General features: G+C 31.0%; 14 protein-coding genes. 8 read left to right on the forward strand and 6 right to left on the reverse strand.

The features are described from left to right. Positions 1 to 20: 20 nt before the first annotated feature. The 3 genes from ACFSSB_RS04835 to ACFSSB_RS04845 all read left to right on the forward strand — a co-directional run bounded on the left by ACFSSB_RS04835 (position 21) and on the right by ACFSSB_RS04845 (position 2,879). Positions 21 to 521 carry a TrmH family RNA methyltransferase gene (locus ACFSSB_RS04835; protein ID WP_379901558.1) on the forward strand — a complete coding sequence of 167 codons (501 nt, stop codon included), beginning with the start codon at positions 21 to 23 and terminating at the stop codon, positions 519 to 521. A gap of 81 nt (positions 522 to 602) precedes the next feature. Then, positions 603 to 1,691 carry an AI-2E family transporter gene (locus ACFSSB_RS04840; protein ID WP_379901560.1) on the forward strand — a complete coding sequence of 363 codons (1,089 nt, stop codon included), beginning with the start codon at positions 603 to 605 and terminating at the stop codon, positions 1,689 to 1,691. Between the two features lie 6 nt (positions 1,692 to 1,697). After that, entirely contained in the window at positions 1,698 to 2,879 is a 1,182-nt protein-coding gene (locus tag ACFSSB_RS04845; RefSeq protein WP_379901562.1) for a class I SAM-dependent methyltransferase, read from the forward strand. A 39-nt stretch (positions 2,880 to 2,918) separates the two neighbouring features. Here ACFSSB_RS04845 and ACFSSB_RS04850 read toward each other — a convergent pair whose 3' ends face one another. The 3 genes from ACFSSB_RS04850 to ACFSSB_RS04860 form a co-directional block, all read right to left on the reverse strand. Continuing rightward, the gene (locus ACFSSB_RS04850) at positions 2,919 to 4,178 is read right to left on the reverse strand and encodes an aminotransferase class I/II-fold pyridoxal phosphate-dependent enzyme (RefSeq protein WP_379901564.1); all 1,260 of its coding nucleotides are present in this window, start codon (positions 4,176 to 4,178) and stop codon (positions 2,919 to 2,921) included. Positions 4,179 to 4,318: 140 nt separating this feature from the next. Further along, entirely contained in the window at positions 4,319 to 5,359 is a 1,041-nt protein-coding gene (locus ACFSSB_RS04855) for a PLP-dependent cysteine synthase family protein (protein WP_379901566.1), read from the reverse strand. Positions 5,360 to 5,422: 63 nt separating this feature from the next. Further along, on the reverse strand, positions 5,423 to 7,483 hold the full coding sequence (locus ACFSSB_RS04860) for a S9 family peptidase (RefSeq protein WP_379901568.1): 2,061 nt from the start codon (positions 7,481 to 7,483) through the stop codon (positions 5,423 to 5,425). A 182-nt stretch (positions 7,484 to 7,665) separates the two neighbouring features. Here ACFSSB_RS04860 and ACFSSB_RS04865 point away from each other — a divergent pair, with 182 nt between their 5' ends. After that, complete coding sequence (locus tag ACFSSB_RS04865) at positions 7,666 to 7,989, forward strand: YbaB/EbfC family nucleoid-associated protein (protein WP_379901570.1); 324 nt, start codon at positions 7,666 to 7,668, stop codon at positions 7,987 to 7,989. Positions 7,990 to 8,064: 75 nt separating this feature from the next. Here the strand turns inward: ACFSSB_RS04865 and ACFSSB_RS04870 are convergent, their stop codons facing one another. The 3 genes from ACFSSB_RS04870 to ACFSSB_RS04880 all read right to left on the reverse strand — a co-directional run bounded on the left by ACFSSB_RS04870 (position 8,065) and on the right by ACFSSB_RS04880 (position 11,755). Beyond that, positions 8,065 to 8,592 carry a hypothetical protein gene (locus ACFSSB_RS04870; protein WP_379901572.1) on the reverse strand — a complete coding sequence of 176 codons (528 nt, stop codon included), beginning with the start codon at positions 8,590 to 8,592 and terminating at the stop codon, positions 8,065 to 8,067. Between the two features lie 253 nt (positions 8,593 to 8,845). Then, positions 8,846 to 10,522 (reverse strand): OmpA family protein, encoded by a 1,677-nt coding sequence (locus ACFSSB_RS04875; RefSeq protein ID WP_379901574.1) that lies wholly within the window; start codon positions 10,520 to 10,522, stop codon positions 8,846 to 8,848. Positions 10,523 to 10,735: 213 nt separating this feature from the next. After that, positions 10,736 to 11,755, reverse strand: a complete 1,020-nt coding sequence (locus ACFSSB_RS04880; protein WP_379901576.1) for a threonine aldolase family protein — start codon at positions 11,753 to 11,755, stop codon at positions 10,736 to 10,738. Positions 11,756 to 11,849: 94 nt separating this feature from the next. Here ACFSSB_RS04880 and prfB point away from each other — a divergent pair. From prfB to ACFSSB_RS04900, 4 genes are all read left to right on the forward strand, one after another. Continuing rightward, positions 11,850 to 12,960, forward strand: a protein-coding gene (gene prfB, locus ACFSSB_RS04885) for a peptide chain release factor 2 (protein ID WP_379901578.1) whose coding sequence is annotated in 2 segments (ribosomal slippage) — positions 11,850 to 11,912 and positions 11,914 to 12,960 — 1,110 coding nt in all. Because the reading frame shifts where the segments join, the coding sequence is not laid out codon by codon here. Between the two features lie 10 nt (positions 12,961 to 12,970). Next, positions 12,971 to 13,315: an arsenate reductase (glutaredoxin) gene (arsC, locus tag ACFSSB_RS04890; RefSeq protein WP_379901580.1), complete on the forward strand. Its 345-nt coding sequence runs from the start codon at positions 12,971 to 12,973 to the stop codon at positions 13,313 to 13,315. 42 nt (positions 13,316 to 13,357) lie between these two features. Then, positions 13,358 to 13,720, forward strand: coding sequence for an ArsC/Spx/MgsR family protein (locus ACFSSB_RS04895; RefSeq protein ID WP_379901582.1), 363 nt, complete (start codon positions 13,358 to 13,360; stop codon positions 13,718 to 13,720). Positions 13,721 to 13,993: 273 nt separating this feature from the next. Further along, positions 13,994 to 16,402: a TonB-dependent receptor domain-containing protein gene (locus tag ACFSSB_RS04900; RefSeq protein WP_379901584.1), complete on the forward strand. Its 2,409-nt coding sequence runs from the start codon at positions 13,994 to 13,996 to the stop codon at positions 16,400 to 16,402. The last annotated feature ends 48 nt before the right edge of the window (positions 16,403 to 16,450 follow it).

Here is a 16,450-nt window from a genome sequence, read left to right on the forward strand (position 1 = left end):
AAATTCTATTACCAAAACCAATGCAACTAACACATTACAATACTAATTTTAGCAAACGTACTTTTCCTATACATATTATTTGCGAAAACGTGACCAATGCACCTAATATTGGAAGTTTGTTTAGAACTGCAGATGCTTTTGGAATAGAAAAAATGGTGTTTTGTGGTACACATATTCCGTTAGGAAGAAAAATGACCAAAACCTCTCGTGCTACAGAAAAAGTAGTTCCTTTTGAAGTAAAAGAAAATGCATCAGAAGTTGTTTTACAATACCAAAAACAGGGTTACCAAATTGTAGCATTAGAAATTACTAGTAATAGCACAGCTATAGACAGCTATACACTAACTACAAACAAACCAGTTGCTCTTATAATTGGTGACGAAAATTTTGGCGTTTCACAAGATATTTTAAATCTATCTGATGCTGTAATTCATATAGAAATGTTTGGACAAAACAGCAGTATGAATGTGGTACAAGCAACTACTATTGCGCTATATGAAATGACCAAGCAGTTGCGTTAATTTTCTAAAAAACAAGGCAAACACTGCAATAAATTTCATGAAAGCAATTAACACTTTAGTAGGAATTTATATATTTACCATATGACTTCAAACCAAATATCAAACGGAATTTTAAAGGCAATAGCTATTACACTAGGTGTCTTTTTAATATTATTCTTTTTGTATAAAATACAATCTGTAATTGTTTATATAGCAATTGCTTCGGTAATTTCTTTAATTGGTAGACCTATTATTTTATTTTTAAGAGATAGATTAAAATTTAAAAACACCTTTGCTGTTGTAGTTACTATGCTGCTTTTAATTGGTGTTATTTTAGGGTTGGTACGTTTGTTTATTCCTTTAATAATCGAGCAAGGACATAACTTATCGCTTTTAGACATTAACCAATTACAAAACAACGTAGAAGAGTTATACAAACAAACCATTGCCTATTTTCAAATAAGTAATATAGATGTAGAACAATCTTTTAAAGACTCAAACCTACTCTCTAAAGTAGATTACTCCGTAATTCCTGACTTTTTAAACTCTTTAATTAGTGGCTTAGGAAGCTTTAGTATTGGTTTATTTTCGGTTTTATTTATTTCTTTTTTCTTTTTAAAAGACAGCAAGCTTTTTGAAAATGGTATCATGATATTTATTCCAGACAGAAATGAATCTCGTTGGAAAAACTCTACAGTTAAAATTAAAGATTTACTATCTAGATATTTTATTGGTTTAATTTTTCAAATTTTAATACTCTTTATTATTTACACCATTGGTTTAATGATTATTGGTGTAGAAAACGCCATAGTAATAGCCTTTATGTGTGCTTTACTAAACTTAATTCCGTATGTTGGGCCTTTAATTGGTGGTTTTTTAATGTTAACATTAACCATGACAAGCACGCTAGGCGAAAGCTTTAGAGATGTTATTTTACCTAAAACTTTTTGGGTTTTAGTCATCTTTTTAATTGGTCAGCTTATTGATAATTTTGGTAGCCAACCTATTATATTTTCAAAAAGTGTAAAATCACATCCACTTGAAATATTTTTAATCATATTAATAGCAGGAATATTATTTGGTATCATTGGTCTAATTATAGCAGTGCCTGCTTACACAGTAATTAAAGTTATTTTAAAAGCCTTTTTATCTGAAAATAAAATAGTGAAAAAACTTACTAAAGATTTATAGTTTTTTTTGAATACAAACATTTTACATACCAAGATTCAGGAGTTTATAAATACTAATTTAGATGCTAATGTTGCTTCTTTATTATTAAAAGGAATTGCTTTTGATAGCGTTGAAGCCAAAGAAGTTATTGAACAATTAGAAGCTAAAAAACGCTGTAAAACAAAGCTTCAAACTTGGTTTTCAACCGAAGCAATATACTATCCTAACAAACTTAATATAGAGCAAACTTCTTCTGAAACTACTGCAAAATATAAAGCAAGCTTAGTACAAGGAAACACTATTATAGACCTTACAGGCGGATTTGGTGTAGATTGCTTCTATTTTTCAAAACACTTTAAACAAGTCACGCATTGCGAAATTAATGAGCAGCTATCACAAATAGTTACACATAATTACAAACAACTACAAGTTACTAATATAACTACCATTGCGCAAGACGGTTTAGAATATTTAAAAGCTACTGATGCTACTTTTGATTGGATTTATATAGATCCTTCTAGAAGACATGATAGCAAAGGCAAGGTATTCTTTTTAAAAGACTGTTTACCTAATGTACCAGCACACTTAGAATTATTGTTTAATAAAGCCAATAACGTTTTAATAAAAACGTCGCCTTTATTAGATATAAGCATTGGTTTAAAAGAGTTACAACACGTTAAATCAATACATATAGTAGCTGTTAATAACGAAGTAAAAGAATTACTATGGACTTTAAAAAAAGACTATACTAAACCTGTAACTATAGAAACTTGCAATCTTAAAAAAAATACAACCGAAACCTTTGCTTTTCAATTACAAGAAGAAAGCACTGCTACTAGTAATTACAGTACACCACTAGCCTATTTATATGAGCCTAATGCTGCTATAATGAAATCTGGTGCCTTTCATACTATAGCAAACCAATTACACGTTTTTAAACTACACCAACACTCTCATTTATACACAAAAGATAGTTTAATAGATTTTCCTGGTAGAGCTTTTAAAATTGAAAAAATAATGCCTTACAATAAAAAGCTATTAAAAAAAGAAGGCTATACAAAAGCCAATATTGCCACACGTAATTTTCCTGAAAGTGTAGAACAGATTAGAAAAAAACATAAAATTAAAGATGGTGGAGATATCTATTTATTTTTTACCACAGACTTAGAAAACAATAAAATAGTGATACAAACAAAAAAGGTTGCATAAAATATGCAACCTTTTTTAATTTATATACTGTACGTATTTTTATTCTCCCATTGCTTTCATTAAAGCAGCAGACATACGTTTGTAAGTTCCGTTAGTTAAACGATCTCTAATAGCATCAAAAGCATCTAATGTTTCTGCTACATCTTCAAGAGTGTGTGTTGCTGTAGGAATCATACGTAATAATATTAATCCTTTTGGTATTACAGGATACACTACAATAGAACAGAAAATACCATAATTTTCTCTTAAGTCTTTAACTAGTGCCATTGCTTCAGGAATGCTTCCGTTTAAGTAAACAGGAGTTACACAACTTTGTGTTGTACCAATATCAAAACCACGTTCTTTTAATCCAGATTGTAAAGCATTCACTATTTTCCATAAATTTTGCTTTAATTCTGGCATAGAGCGTAACATATCTAAACGTTTTAATGCTCCTACTACTAGTTGCATTTGTAAAGATTTAGCAAACATTTGAGAACGTAAATTATATTTTAAATAATCTATAATCTCTTTATCTGCAGCAATAAATGCTCCTGTACTTGCCATAGATTTTGCAAAAGTTGCAAAATAAACATCTATATCGTCTTGTACACCTTGCTCTTCTCCTGTTCCTGCACCTGTTTTACCAAGTGTACCAAAACCATGAGCATCATCTACAAACAAACGGAAATTAAATTTCTTTTTAAGCTCTACAATTTCTTTTAATCTACCTTGCTCACCACGCATACCAAAAACACCTTCAGAAATAACAAGAATACCTCCTCCTGTTTGTTCTGCCATTTTAGTAGCTCTTTCTAAGTTTTTTTCTAAACTTTCAATGTTGTTGTGCTTGTAAGTAAAGCGTTTTCCCATGTGTAAACGTACACCATCAATAATACATGCGTGTGCATCAACATCATAAACAATAATATCATCTTTAGCTACTAAAGCGTCAATGGTAGAAACCATACCTTGGTAACCAAAGTTTAATAAATATGCAGATTCTTTATTTACAAAGGCTGCTAATTCATTTTGTAATTGTTCGTGTAATTCGGTATGACCAGACATCATACGTGCTCCCATTGGGTAAGCTGAACCGTAATCTGCAGCTGCTTGTGCATCTACTTTACGTACTTCTGGGTTATTTGCTAAACCTAAGTAATCATTGATACTCCACGTTATTACATCTTTTCCTTGAAACTTCATCCTGTTAGAAATCACTCCTTCAAGTTTAGGAAAAACAAAATAACCTTCTGCTTGTTCTGCCCATTTCCCTAACGGACCTTTATCCTTGTAAATTTTTTCAAATAAATCTTTCATCTGCTATCAATCTTAGTTTAGTTGCACAAAACTAATTATTTCTACGAACTAAACACAATATTTTTATATACTATTATTAACTATAAAAAGACAAAAAGTTTCTTTGCGGAAACTTTCTATCTTAATTATGTGCATTTTTATTATTTTATGTACTGTATGCTTTCGGCTTCTACTTCATTTACACTATCAAAAAAGCCTTGATCTGTCATCCATTTATCACTATATATTTTACTCATATATCGTGAACCATGATCTGGAAAGATGATAACCACTCTTGAATTTTCATCAAATTCTCCGGCTTCTTCTAGTTGTTTCACGGCTTGCATTGCTGCTCCTGAAGTATAACCTACAAATAAACCTTCGGTTTTTGCAACGTGTCTTGCTGAGTGTGCACTTTCTTCATCTGTTACTTTAACAAAAGTATCAATTGCATCAAAATCTGTTGCTGTAGGTATTAAGTTTTTACCTAATCCTTCTATTCGGTAAGGATAAATTTCTTTTTCATCAAACTCTCTAGTTTCATGATATTTTTTAATTACAGATCCAAAAGCATCTACACCTATTACTTTTACATTAGGGTTTTGCTCTTTTAAGTATCTAGCAGTACCAGAAATTGTTCCTCCTGTACCACTACAAGCTACTAAATGTGTAATTTTCCCTTCTGTTTGTTCCCAAATTTCTGGACCAGTAGAATTATAATGTGCATCTATATTTAACTGGTTAAAATATTGGTTAATGTATACAGAGCCTTTTATTTCGCTATGTAAACGTTTTGCTACTTCATAATAAGACCTAGGATCATCTGCTCTTACATGTGCAGGGCAAACATATACCTTTGCTCCCATTGTTTTTAGCATGCTAATTTTATCTGCAGAAGATTTTGAGCTTACTGCTAAAATACAATCGTATCCTTTAATGATACTTACCATTGCAATACTAAATCCTGTGTTACCAGATGTGGTTTCTATAATGGTATCTCCAGGTTTTAAAATTCCCTGCCTTTCTGCTTGCTCAATTATATATAATGCTACTCTGTCTTTAGATGAGTGTCCTGGATTAAAAGCTTCTACTTTTGCGTAAAATTCACCTTTAAAAGGAGCTGTAATAGTATTTAGTTTAATTAAAGGTGTATTACCTACTAAATCTAAAACGTTATCAAATACTTGATTTTTTTGTGCCATAAATACGTTTTATTCTGTTACAAGAAGTAACATAAACTGAGCAAAAATACGTAAAAATTTTTATTATTCATGAATTCCTTCTAAATCTAATAAAAAAGCGTATTCTAATGCCACTTCTTTTAAGGTTTCAAACCTTCCTGAAGCGCCACCATGACCCGATTCCATGTCTGTATGTAACAATAATTTATTATTATCTTTCTTTAATTCTCTTAGTTTTGCTACCCATTTTGCAGGTTCCCAATATTGTACTTGAGAATCATGTAAACCAGTTGTGACTAACATATTAGGGTATTCTTGTTTTGCAACATTGTCATAAGGAGAATAAGAAAGCATGTACTCATAAAATTCTTTTTCATTAGGATTTCCCCATTCATCATATTCTCCTGTTGTTAAAGGAATAGTATCATCTAACATAGTAGTAACAACGTCTACAAATGGTACTGCTGCTATTATACCATTATATAATTCTGGGTTTAAATTAGCTATTACACCCATTAACAATCCTCCTGCAGATCCTCCATTAGCATATAAATGTGCGTTGGAAGTATATTTTTGTTCAATTAAAAATTTAGAACAGTCTATAAAATCATAAAAGGTATTTTTCTTTTGTTTTAGTTTACCTGTTTCATACCAATCTCGTCCTAAATACTCTCCTCCTCTAACATGTGCTATTGCAAAAATAAAACCTCTATCTAATAAACTTAATCTAATGGTTGAAAAATATGGATCAATCGTTGAACCGTAAGAACCATAGGCGTATTGCAATAAGGGGTTTTTACCATCTAATTGTATTCCTTTTTTATACACTAATGAAATAGGAATTTTAACTCCATCTCTAGCTGTTGCCCAAATACGTTTTGAGGTATAATTGTCTTCATTAAAAGTGCCTCCTAAAACTTCTTGCACTTTTTTTACTTCTTTGGTTTTTGTTTTAAAATTATAATCAATTACTGAGCTTGGTGTAGTAAGTGAATTATAACTATATCTTAAAACATCGCTATCAAAATCGGGATTATTTCCGGTGTTTGCGGTATAGGTTTCGTTATTAAATGGCAAGAAATAGTCTTCTTCTCCATTCCAACTTATTATTCTAATTTTGTTTAACCCATTTTCTCTTTCGCTAACTACCAAATAGTCTTTAAATATTTCAATATCTTCTAATAATACATCTTTTCTGTGCGGAATTACATCTTGCCAATATTCTTTTTCGGTTTGTGTTTCTGATGTTTTTTGAAGCTTAAAGTTTACCGCTTTATCCTTATTAGAAATAATGAAAAAACTATCTTTATAATGTGCTATTGCGTAATCAAGCTCTCTTTCTCTTTTTTGAAAGACTTTAAAATTTCCGTCAGGATTATCTGCATTTAATATTTGATACTCTGATGTTAACGTACTTGAAGAACCTATAACCAGATATTTTTTAGATTTTGTTTTATAAACAAAGGTGTTGAACGTTTCATCTTTTTCATGAAAAACCTCCACATCTTCTTCTACTTTTGTGTGTAGTTTGTGTTTAAAAACTTTGTAAGAACGCAGTGTCACTTCGTCTTTTCTTGTATAAAACAAGGTTTTATTATCATTTGCCCAAGTAATACCTCCTGTAGTATTTTTTATTTCTTCGGTATATATTTGGCCAGTAACTAAGTTTTTAATCTTAATGTTGTATTGTCTTCTACTTACTGTATCTGTTGAAAAAGCTGCCATCGTATTATCAGGACTTATGGCTATTCCTCCTATTTTAAAGTAGCTAAAATCTTTTGCCATTTGGTTACAATCAAACAACAACTCTTCAGGAGCATCTAATGTTTCCTTTTTACGTGTATAAATTGGGTAATCTTTCCCTTTTTCATATTTAGTAATATACCAATAGCCATTTAATTTATATGGTACAGAAGTATCATCTTCTTTAATTCTAGCCTTCATTTCTTTAAAAAGAGTTTCTTGAAATGGTTCTGTATGAGCTAAAACTTCTTTGGTATACTTGTTTTCTGCGTTTAAATAATCTAAAACCTCTTGGTCTTCTCTATTTTTAAGCCAAAAATAATTATCAATTCTTAGGTCTTTATGCGCTAAAAGTTTTTCTGGAATTTGTTTAGCTACTGGAGGATGAAATGTTTTTTTCAAAGGAAATTATAAATTCTAAAATTATTTTTCAAAAGTATAAAATTTAAATAGTTTTGCAGGGAACAAATATTTTAAAAAAACATTAAAGTTTTAGATTTTCCGATTTCTCGGAAAACACAATATCACATAAAAACCTTGACAAAAATTGTCAGGATTTAATTTACAATTTAAATAATACAATTATGTTTGGAGACCTTATGGGAATGATGGGTAAAATTAAAGAAACCCAGAAAAAAGTAGAAGAAACTAAAAAACGCTTAGACACTGTTTTAGTAGATGAACAAAGTCATGATAGCAAGCTAAAAGTTACTTTAACTGCTAATAGAGAAATTAAATCTATTACTATTGAAGACGAACTGCTAGAAGACAAAGAACAGCTAGAAGATTATTTAATACTTACTTTAAATAAAGCCATTGCAAAAGCTACACAAATACATGAAGCTGAAGTTGGAGCTGTTGCTAAAGAAGGAATGCCAAACATTCCTGGAATGGATATGTTTAAATAAACTTATGTTTTATAAAAAAAAAGGAAGCTTATATAGCTTCCTTTTTTGTTTTATACCTTTTTGGTTTTATACTTTTTAATTTTCTGCATAGTAATTTACCTTTTTATTGTATTCTGGTGATTCTATAAACAATTTTTCTACCTGATGCTCCCAGTCTTTAACAATATCAAAATAGCTAGTGTTTACTTCTGCCATAATTACATTACAATCTCCACAAGTATGCTTATATCCTAAAAAGTAATGGCCAAACTCATGAAAGGCAACTACTTTTAAAATTTCCTTATCTAAAAGTGTCATCCAACTAAATACAATTTTTTCTACTTCTTTATTTTCATCTCTAACAAGTAAACCAAGTGTACCTCCTTTGGTGTTTACCTGAAGCGAATCTACAACAGCAATTTCTTTTAGCTTAAACAACTTATCATGAAAGTCTATATTGTACTTTTTACATAGTTCTAAAAAATCATTAAGATAAGGTTGTACAATTCCATCTGTTTTTAAACCTTGGTGTTTGTTTGATTTTAATATTTCAGATTTTGCACTTTGTGCTTGTAACGAAAAAACAAATGCAAAAAGCATTAAAAAAATTAGTAGGCGTTTCATAATCTAGTTTTAGTTTAGTTAATAATAAGTATTGCTTTTGCTAGTCTAACAAGCAGCACATTAACTATTATTTACACGAACTTATAACTAAAAGTTAACTAAAAAAAGAAAAACATGTATTTTAACGCAAATATTTGCATTTCATCGTTGTTTTGTAAGAATTTATATATCAATAAGGTACAACATACAAAGTATAACAAACAAAAAAAGGAAGCCTTTCGGCTTCCTTTTATATGTTAGAAAAATCTAGTAATTACTCTTGATTAATTACTCTAAATTGCGTTCTTCTGTTTGCTAAGTGTTCTCTTTCTGTACAAGAAACACCATCAGCACATCTATTTAATAATCTAGTTTCCCCATATCCATTAGATACAATTCTTGAAGAATTGATTCCTTTAGAGATTAAGTAATTCGTTACCGCTTGCGCTCTTCTTTGTGATAAAGAAAGATTACTTGCTTTAGAACCTCTAGAATCTGTATGTGAAGCAATTTCAACAGAAACACCACCAGCAATAGCAGGTAATAATTTTGCATCAATTTCAGCTTTAGCAGCAGGAGTTAATGTAGCAGAACCTAAGTTCCAGTTTATATTAAGGTCATTATACTCTACTAATTTACAATCTACTTCTTTCCAAGTTGTTAAACCACCTTTTGTTTGTAACACCTCTTTAGATACTGTTTTTGTAATTGCAGGAACAGTACTTTCTACCACTTTAGAATCTTCAGCTAAAACTGTTTTCTTTAAAGTAGCAGTTTTTTGAGGAATATCGATAGCTCTTGTAGTTGGAGGAGTTACCATTACAGTACGCTTCATTGTTTTTGTTACTGCAGGAATAGAAACAACTTTTGTAGTTTCAGGAATAATAATTGTTTTAGTAACTGTTTTTGTTTCTTGAGGAATTTCAATAACTCTTGTTGTTGGAGGAGTTACCATCACCACTCTTTCCATTGTTTTAACTTTTTGAGGAATTTCAATCACTCTAGTAGTTGGAGGAGTTACCATTACTGTTTTCTTAACATTTGTAGTTACAGCAGGAATATCAATTACTCTAGTAGTTGCAGGCTTAACAACCGTTTTTACTGTGTATGTTGCCATACCACAACCATCACTAGATGTAGATGTATCACAATCTGGAGTTCTAATAAAAGAAGCATCTGCTGTTAATTCTGTAGTGTTTATAGTAATGTTTTGAGCAGGTACACTCTTATAACACCAGTATCTACAATCATTAGGATCACTAGAAGCACATTCTGCCGCTGGTGTATCACTCATTTCCCATTTAGCAGTTGCTGGCTTAACTTCAATAACTTGATAGTTAGAAGCAAAACTTGCAGGAACTATTTTTAAAGAAGTACCATACTCTCTCTTTTTATAGGTTCTTGTTTCTGTTCCATATTCTGCAGGTATAACTTCTAAACGTTGTGCAGCTTCTTGAGTTACCACAGTAACGTCTTGATTTTCATAAACTGCTGGTACCATTTCTAATCTTTGACTAGCTGGTTGTGTAACCACTTCAAAAGTTTGTGTTTCATAAACAGCAGGAACCACTTCTAAACGTTGTGAAGCTTCTTTAACAACTACTGTTTCTGTTTCTGTTTCTGTTCTAGAAGGTATTTTTTCTAAACGTTGTGAAGCTTCTTGAACAATTACTTCAAAAGTTTGTGTTTCATATACCGCTGGTATTACTTCAAGTCTTTGACTTGCATTTGCTACTACTACTTCTTCGTTTACTGTAGTATACGTTGCAGGTACTGTACTTAATTTTTTGTACGCTGGAGATACCTGTATCGTTACGTCTTGATTTACCCAAACATCTGGTGTTACGCATCGAACGTAACATTTTCCGGGTTCAGGATTTGTTGGTAAATCTTGTGCAACTGCAGCTACGCAGACTACAAAAGATAAAATTGTTAGTAAGGTTTTTTTCATTTTAATATAATTTAATGGTTAAACTATTAATTTAATTATGTAATCTTCAGAAACTACTAACTAACTAATAGTCACTAATTTCAAACAAAATTAAAACTTATCAAACTTTTATTAAATAAAAAATTAAGAACTCTTTAACATTTCGATAAACTACAAATTTACCCGACGAAACCTTGACTAAAAAACATAAACAATTGATTATTAGACGTTAAATTAATGTTTTTGCAGTAAGCTTACAACACTATTATGCATATTGTTTGTATAATCTAAATGCGTAACTAACCTTAGCTTATTATCTCCCATTCCTACAAATAAGACACCTTGTGCTTCAAAATTAGAAATAAATGCATTTGAATCTACATCTTCCTGCAGCTCAAAGATTACTATATTAGTTTCAACAGGTTCCACTTTTTTAACAAAAGAAGCTTTGGTTAAAACTTGGGCTAATTCTTTAGCCTTTGCATGATCTTCTTCTAATCTTTCTACATGATTATCTAAAGCATATATTCCTGCTGCTGCCAAATAACCAACTTGTCGCATAGCTCCTCCAAAAATTTTTCTAATTCGCATTGCGCCTTCCATTACTGCTTCATCTCCTACCAATACAGAACCTATTGGACAACCCAATCCTTTACTTAAACAAACAGAAATGGTATCAAATAAGTTTCCATATTGTTCCGTACTTTCTTTTTTGGCTACTAAAGCATTCCATAGTCTTGCTCCATCTAAATGAAAACCTAGTGCATTAGTTGTACAAATTTCTTTAATTTGTTGAAGCTCTTTAAAATCCCAACAAGCTCCTCCTCCTTTATTGGTAGTATTTTCTATCTCAACCAATTTAGTTAAAGGACTATGGTAAAAATCTGGAGGATTTATACTATCTACCACATCTTGCGCTGTAAACATTCCTCTATGTCCATTTATTAGTTTACAAGATACACCACTATTAAAACTAGCTCCTCCTCCTTCGTAATTAAAAATATGGGCATATTTATCACAAATTACTTGATCACCAGGATTTGTATGTAATTTAATGGCAGTTTGGTTTGCCATAGTACCTGTAGGAAAAAACAATGCTTTGGGTTTACCAAACATTTCTGCTATACGTTGTTCTAAAGCATTAACAGTAGGATCTTCTTTATACACATCATCACCAACAGAAGCATTCATCATGGCATTTAACATTCCTTTTGTTGGTTTGGTAACGGTATCACTTCTTAAATCTATTAACATGGTATATCTATTTAATAACTCCTGTAAAATTAAATGAAATTATATTTTACGACACAGTATTAAATTTTATTTTTGTTAAAAAATTTACTTCCATATGATAACTACAGATCAAATTAAAGATCTTAACACACGTCTAGGTTCGCTAAGACAATATCTTTGACTTAGATGCCAAGTTAATAGAAATACAAAACGAAGAAGAACAAACTTTTGACCCTAACTTCTGGAATGACTCAAAAGCTGCAGAATTGGTAATGAAATCCCTTAGAGAAAAGAAAAAATGGGTAACCGATTTTGATACTGCAAAAACCTTAGTTGAAGATCTTGAGGTAATCTATGAATTCTATAAAGAAGACGAAGCTTCTTTGGAAGATGTAGAAACCAGGTTTGAAAAAGCAACGAGTGTTATTGAAGATTTAGAGTTTAAAAACATGCTTTCTGAAGAAGGAGACAGCCTTAGTGCTGTTTTACAAATTACTGCTGGTGCTGGAGGAACAGAAAGTTGCGATTGGGCAAGTATGCTCATGCGTATGTATTTAATGTATGCCGAAAAAAATGGCTTTAAAGTTAAAGAGCTCAATTACCAAGAAGGTGATGTTGCTGGAATTAAAACAGTAACTCTAGAAATTGAAGGAGACTTTGCTTTTGGTTGGCTTAAAGGGGAAAATGGTGTACATCGATTAGTACGTATATCTCCTTTTGATAGTAATGCAAAACGCCATACTAGTTTTGCCTCTGTATATGTGTACCCTTTGGTAGATGATACTATTGAAATTGAAATTAATCCTGCAGATATAGAAATTGTTACCGCTAGATCTAGTGGTGCTGGAGGACAAAACGTAAATAAAGTAGAAACCAAAGTACAATTAACACATAAACCTACAGGAATTCAAATATCTTGCTCAGAAACGCGTTCTCAACATGATAATCGCGCTAGAGCAATGCAAATGCTAAAATCGCAATTGTATGAAATTGAATTACAAAAACAAATGTCGCAACGTGAAGACATAGAAGCAGGAAAAATGAAAATTGAATGGGGAAGCCAAATAAGAAATTATGTAATGCATCCTTATAAATTAGTAAAAGATGTAAGATCTGCTCATGAAACAGGTAATGTAGATGCCGTTTTAGATGGTGATATTGCTGGCTTTTTAAAAGCATATTTAATGATGATGGGACAACAAACAACAGACAATAATAATTTATAATTACAACTATATGATTACCATATACCATAATAATAGATGTAGTAAATCTCGAAGCGGACTAGAAATTTTAAAAAATTCTGGTCAAAAATTTGAAATAATTAACTATCTTGAAAGCGTTCCGGATTCTGCAGAGCTAAAAAAAATCATCAACCTACTAAATATCAACCCGATAGATTTAATTAGAAAAAGCGAAGCAATTTGGAAAGAAAACTATAAAGGCAAAACGTTATCAAACACCCAAATTATTGATGCTATGGCTAAATACCCCAAATTAATAGAAAGACCTATTGTTATTAAAGGAGATAAAGCAGTTATTGGTCGTCCTCCAGAAAAAATATTAGATTTAATAACATAACCCCAAACAATCCCCAAACAATCCCCAAACAAAAGTTAACCTATGATTTTAATTTATCACAACCCTGAATCTTCAGATTCAATTGAGTGTCTAAATATTTTAAAGAAAATCAAAAAAAGACATAAAGTAATTAGACATATTGACAACCCCTTAACAGAAAGAAAATTAAAAAGAATTGTTAAGCTTTTAAATATTAAACCTATTCAATTAATTAGAACAGATGCGTCTATTTGGAAAGACCATTATCAAGATCTAGTCACTGATGTTGACGATTTTGAAGATATTGAATACATAAAAATGATGACAGAGTTTCCTACTCTTATAAGAATACCAATAGTAATAAATGGAGATAAAGCAGCCATTTGCAATCCTCCAGAAAAAATATTAAGCCTTCTTGCTAGCTAATTTTAAAAGTTTCAAAACTAAAACGTTTTGAAACTTTTTTGTTTTTTGCCCATTTTAAACTTATTATACTTCTCTATACTCTTCTTTAGCACTCAAGTATAAATCACTACTTATTAAACACTTACACTACTCTTAAAAAAATAAAAGATTATAAGACACTGTTAAAATGCTGTTTTACCTCTTTTAAAAGTTAAAAAAATTTCTTTAACAAACTTTTAACCAAACCCATTTAAACCTTGCTTTACATTTGCTGTCCTAAGCAAAAAACTAATTATGACTAAACAATTATTTGCATTTTTATGCATTTTATTTTTCTCCTTAAATTCTTTCGCACAAAAAGAAGTAAGAATTACAGGAACTATTTTAGAGCAAGAAACTCTACAACCCTTAGAATATGCAACTGTTGCCTTTTTTAGTAAAAAGGAAAACAGAATGGTTACAGGTGGTATCACAGATCAAAAAGGAAACTTTAATATTCCTGTTTCTGCAGGTGTTTATGATGTTTCTGTAGAATTTATAGGTTTTGGCACAAAAACTATAGCAAACAAAAGTTTAAACAAAGACACTAATTTAGGTAAGATTTTCCTTAGCGAAGATGCAGAGTCTCTAGGCGAAGTACAAATTATTGCAGAGCGTACTACAGTAGAAATAAAATTAGACAAAAAAATATATAACGTTGGTAAAGACCTTACGGTTCGTGGTGGTACTGTTAGTGATGTTCTTGACAACGTACCTTCTGTAGCTGTAGATGTTGAAGGTAACGTATCGCTTCGTGGACAAGAAAATGTACGTATTTTAATTAACGGAAAACCTTCAGGTTTAGTAGGTTTAAACTCTACAGATGCATTGCGTCAATTACCAGCAGAATCTATTGAAAAAGTAGAGGTTATTACTTCTCCTTCTGCAAGATATGACTCTGAAGGTACTGCAGGTATTTTAAATATTATTTTAAGAAGAAGTAAGTTACAAGGATTAAACGGAGCAATAACTGCAAATGCAGGTTATAATCCTTCCGCTGGAATATCTGGAAATATAAACTACAGAACAGGAAATGTAAATATATTTAATACCACTGCTTATAATTATAGAGAAGTACCTGGAAATTCTTATACCAACACAACTTATAAAGATTCTGGAACTAGTATTGAAGAAACTAAAGATTATGACAGAATTAGAAAAGGATTCAACACAAATCTTGGTGTAGAATGGTACATTAATGATTCTGCATCATTAACCACTTCTATTTTTTATAGTGATAACAATAATGAAAGTAATACTACAAATAATTTACTTCAATATGACATTAATAATGCATTAACTAGCTCTAGCTCTCGTTTTGATCCAGAATTAGAAGATGACAAAACCATACAATATGCTGCTAACTTCACTAAAAATTTTAAAACTAGTGGACACAAGCTTACATTTGATTTTCAATACGAAGACAGCACAGAAGATGAAAACTCTCTAGTAGAAGTAAATGATATATTAAGTGAAAAAGTAGGTACGCTTGAAGATCAAGAACGTATTTTATTACAAGGAGATTACGTATTACCAATTGGCGAAAATGCGCAATTTGAATTAGGTTATCGTGGTAATTTTAACAACCTTACTACAGACTACGTAGTAGAATTTTTAGATGATACCAATACGTTTTATGTAGATAATAGCTTATCTAATGTTTTAAACTACAAAGAATATATCAATGCTTTCTATACACAATACGGAAGTAAACACGGTAAGTTTTCATACTTATTAGGTTTACGTATGGAGAATACTAGAATTACTATTGACCAACCTTCAAGTGGTGATTTTAGCAAAAAAGACTATACAGGTTTATTTCCTACAGTAAATTTAAATTATGAATTATCAGACGCAGAAAGCCTAACTTTAGGGTACAGCAGACGTTTACGTAGACCTCGCTCACGTTTTATCAACCCATTCCCTTCTCGTTCAAGTGTATCTAGTGTTTTTCAAGGAAATCCTGATTTAGACCCTAGCTATTCTGGTACTTTTGATCTTGGGTATATTAACCGTTTTGGAAAAGTAACTCTTAACACTTCGGCATACTACCAACATGCAACAGACGTTTTTAACTTTGTAAGCTTTGATACTGGAGAAACAGTAGATGTTGATGGTGAACAAGTATCTGTTATACAAAGAACACCAATTAACCTTGCTAGTGAAGATAGATATGGTTTTGAGTTTACACTTATGTACAAACCTACCCGTAAATTTAATACAAGTGCAAACTTTAATGTTTTTAAATCTAAAACCGAAGGAGTAGATCCTAATGGAGATGATTTAGGAAACGAAAATACAAGTTGGTACGCAAGATTAAACACCAAATACACACTACCTGCTGATATAGAATGGCAAACAAGTATGAATTACAGCGGACCTACTCAAGACGCACAAAACAAACGTGAAGGCGTTTTTTCTGCCAATGTAGCATTTAGTAAAGATTTATTTAATGAAAAAGCATCAATAGCTTTTAACGTTAGCGATGTATTTAACTCTAGAAAACGTATCATGGATACTAACACAGATACTTTTTATAGTACTAGTGAGTTTCAATGGAGAGAACGTAGCTTCAACCTTTCTTTTACATATAGATTTAATCAACCTAAGAAAAAAGACAGAGGAACAAGATCAAATGGTGGAGATGAAGAATTTGAAGGATAATATTTAGTTTACACAAACTAAAAAATATAAAAGCTCCTCTCTTTTTTT

Source organism: Lacinutrix gracilariae (genome assembly GCF_042684485.1).
GTDB classification, from domain to species: Bacteria; Bacteroidota; Bacteroidia; order Flavobacteriales; family Flavobacteriaceae; genus Oceanihabitans; species Oceanihabitans gracilariae.

Bases quoted from the DNA above. Each gene is read 5' to 3' on its own strand.
- ACFSSB_RS04835 (WP_379901558.1), top strand. From the start codon at position 21: ATGCAACTAACACATTACAATACTAATTTTAGCAAACGTACTTTTCCT.
- ACFSSB_RS04840 (WP_379901560.1), top strand. From the start codon at position 603: ATGACTTCAAACCAAATATCAAACGGAATTTTAAAGGCAATAGCTATT.
- ACFSSB_RS04850 (WP_379901564.1), bottom strand. From the start codon at position 4,178: ATGAAAGATTTATTTGAAAAAATTTACAAGGATAAAGGTCCGTTAGGG.
- ACFSSB_RS04855 (WP_379901566.1), bottom strand. From the start codon at position 5,359: ATGGCACAAAAAAATCAAGTATTTGATAACGTTTTAGATTTAGTAGGT.
- ACFSSB_RS04865 (WP_379901570.1), top strand. From the start codon at position 7,666: ATGTTTGGAGACCTTATGGGAATGATGGGTAAAATTAAAGAAACCCAG.
- ACFSSB_RS04870 (WP_379901572.1), bottom strand. From the start codon at position 8,592: ATGAAACGCCTACTAATTTTTTTAATGCTTTTTGCATTTGTTTTTTCG.
- ACFSSB_RS04875 (WP_379901574.1), bottom strand. From the start codon at position 10,522: ATGAAAAAAACCTTACTAACAATTTTATCTTTTGTAGTCTGCGTAGCT.
- ACFSSB_RS04880 (WP_379901576.1), bottom strand. From the start codon at position 11,755: ATGTTAATAGATTTAAGAAGTGATACCGTTACCAAACCAACAAAAGGA.
- arsC (WP_379901580.1), top strand. From the start codon at position 12,971: ATGATTACCATATACCATAATAATAGATGTAGTAAATCTCGAAGCGGA.
- ACFSSB_RS04895 (WP_379901582.1), top strand. From the start codon at position 13,358: ATGATTTTAATTTATCACAACCCTGAATCTTCAGATTCAATTGAGTGT.
- ACFSSB_RS04900 (WP_379901584.1), top strand. From the start codon at position 13,994: ATGACTAAACAATTATTTGCATTTTTATGCATTTTATTTTTCTCCTTA.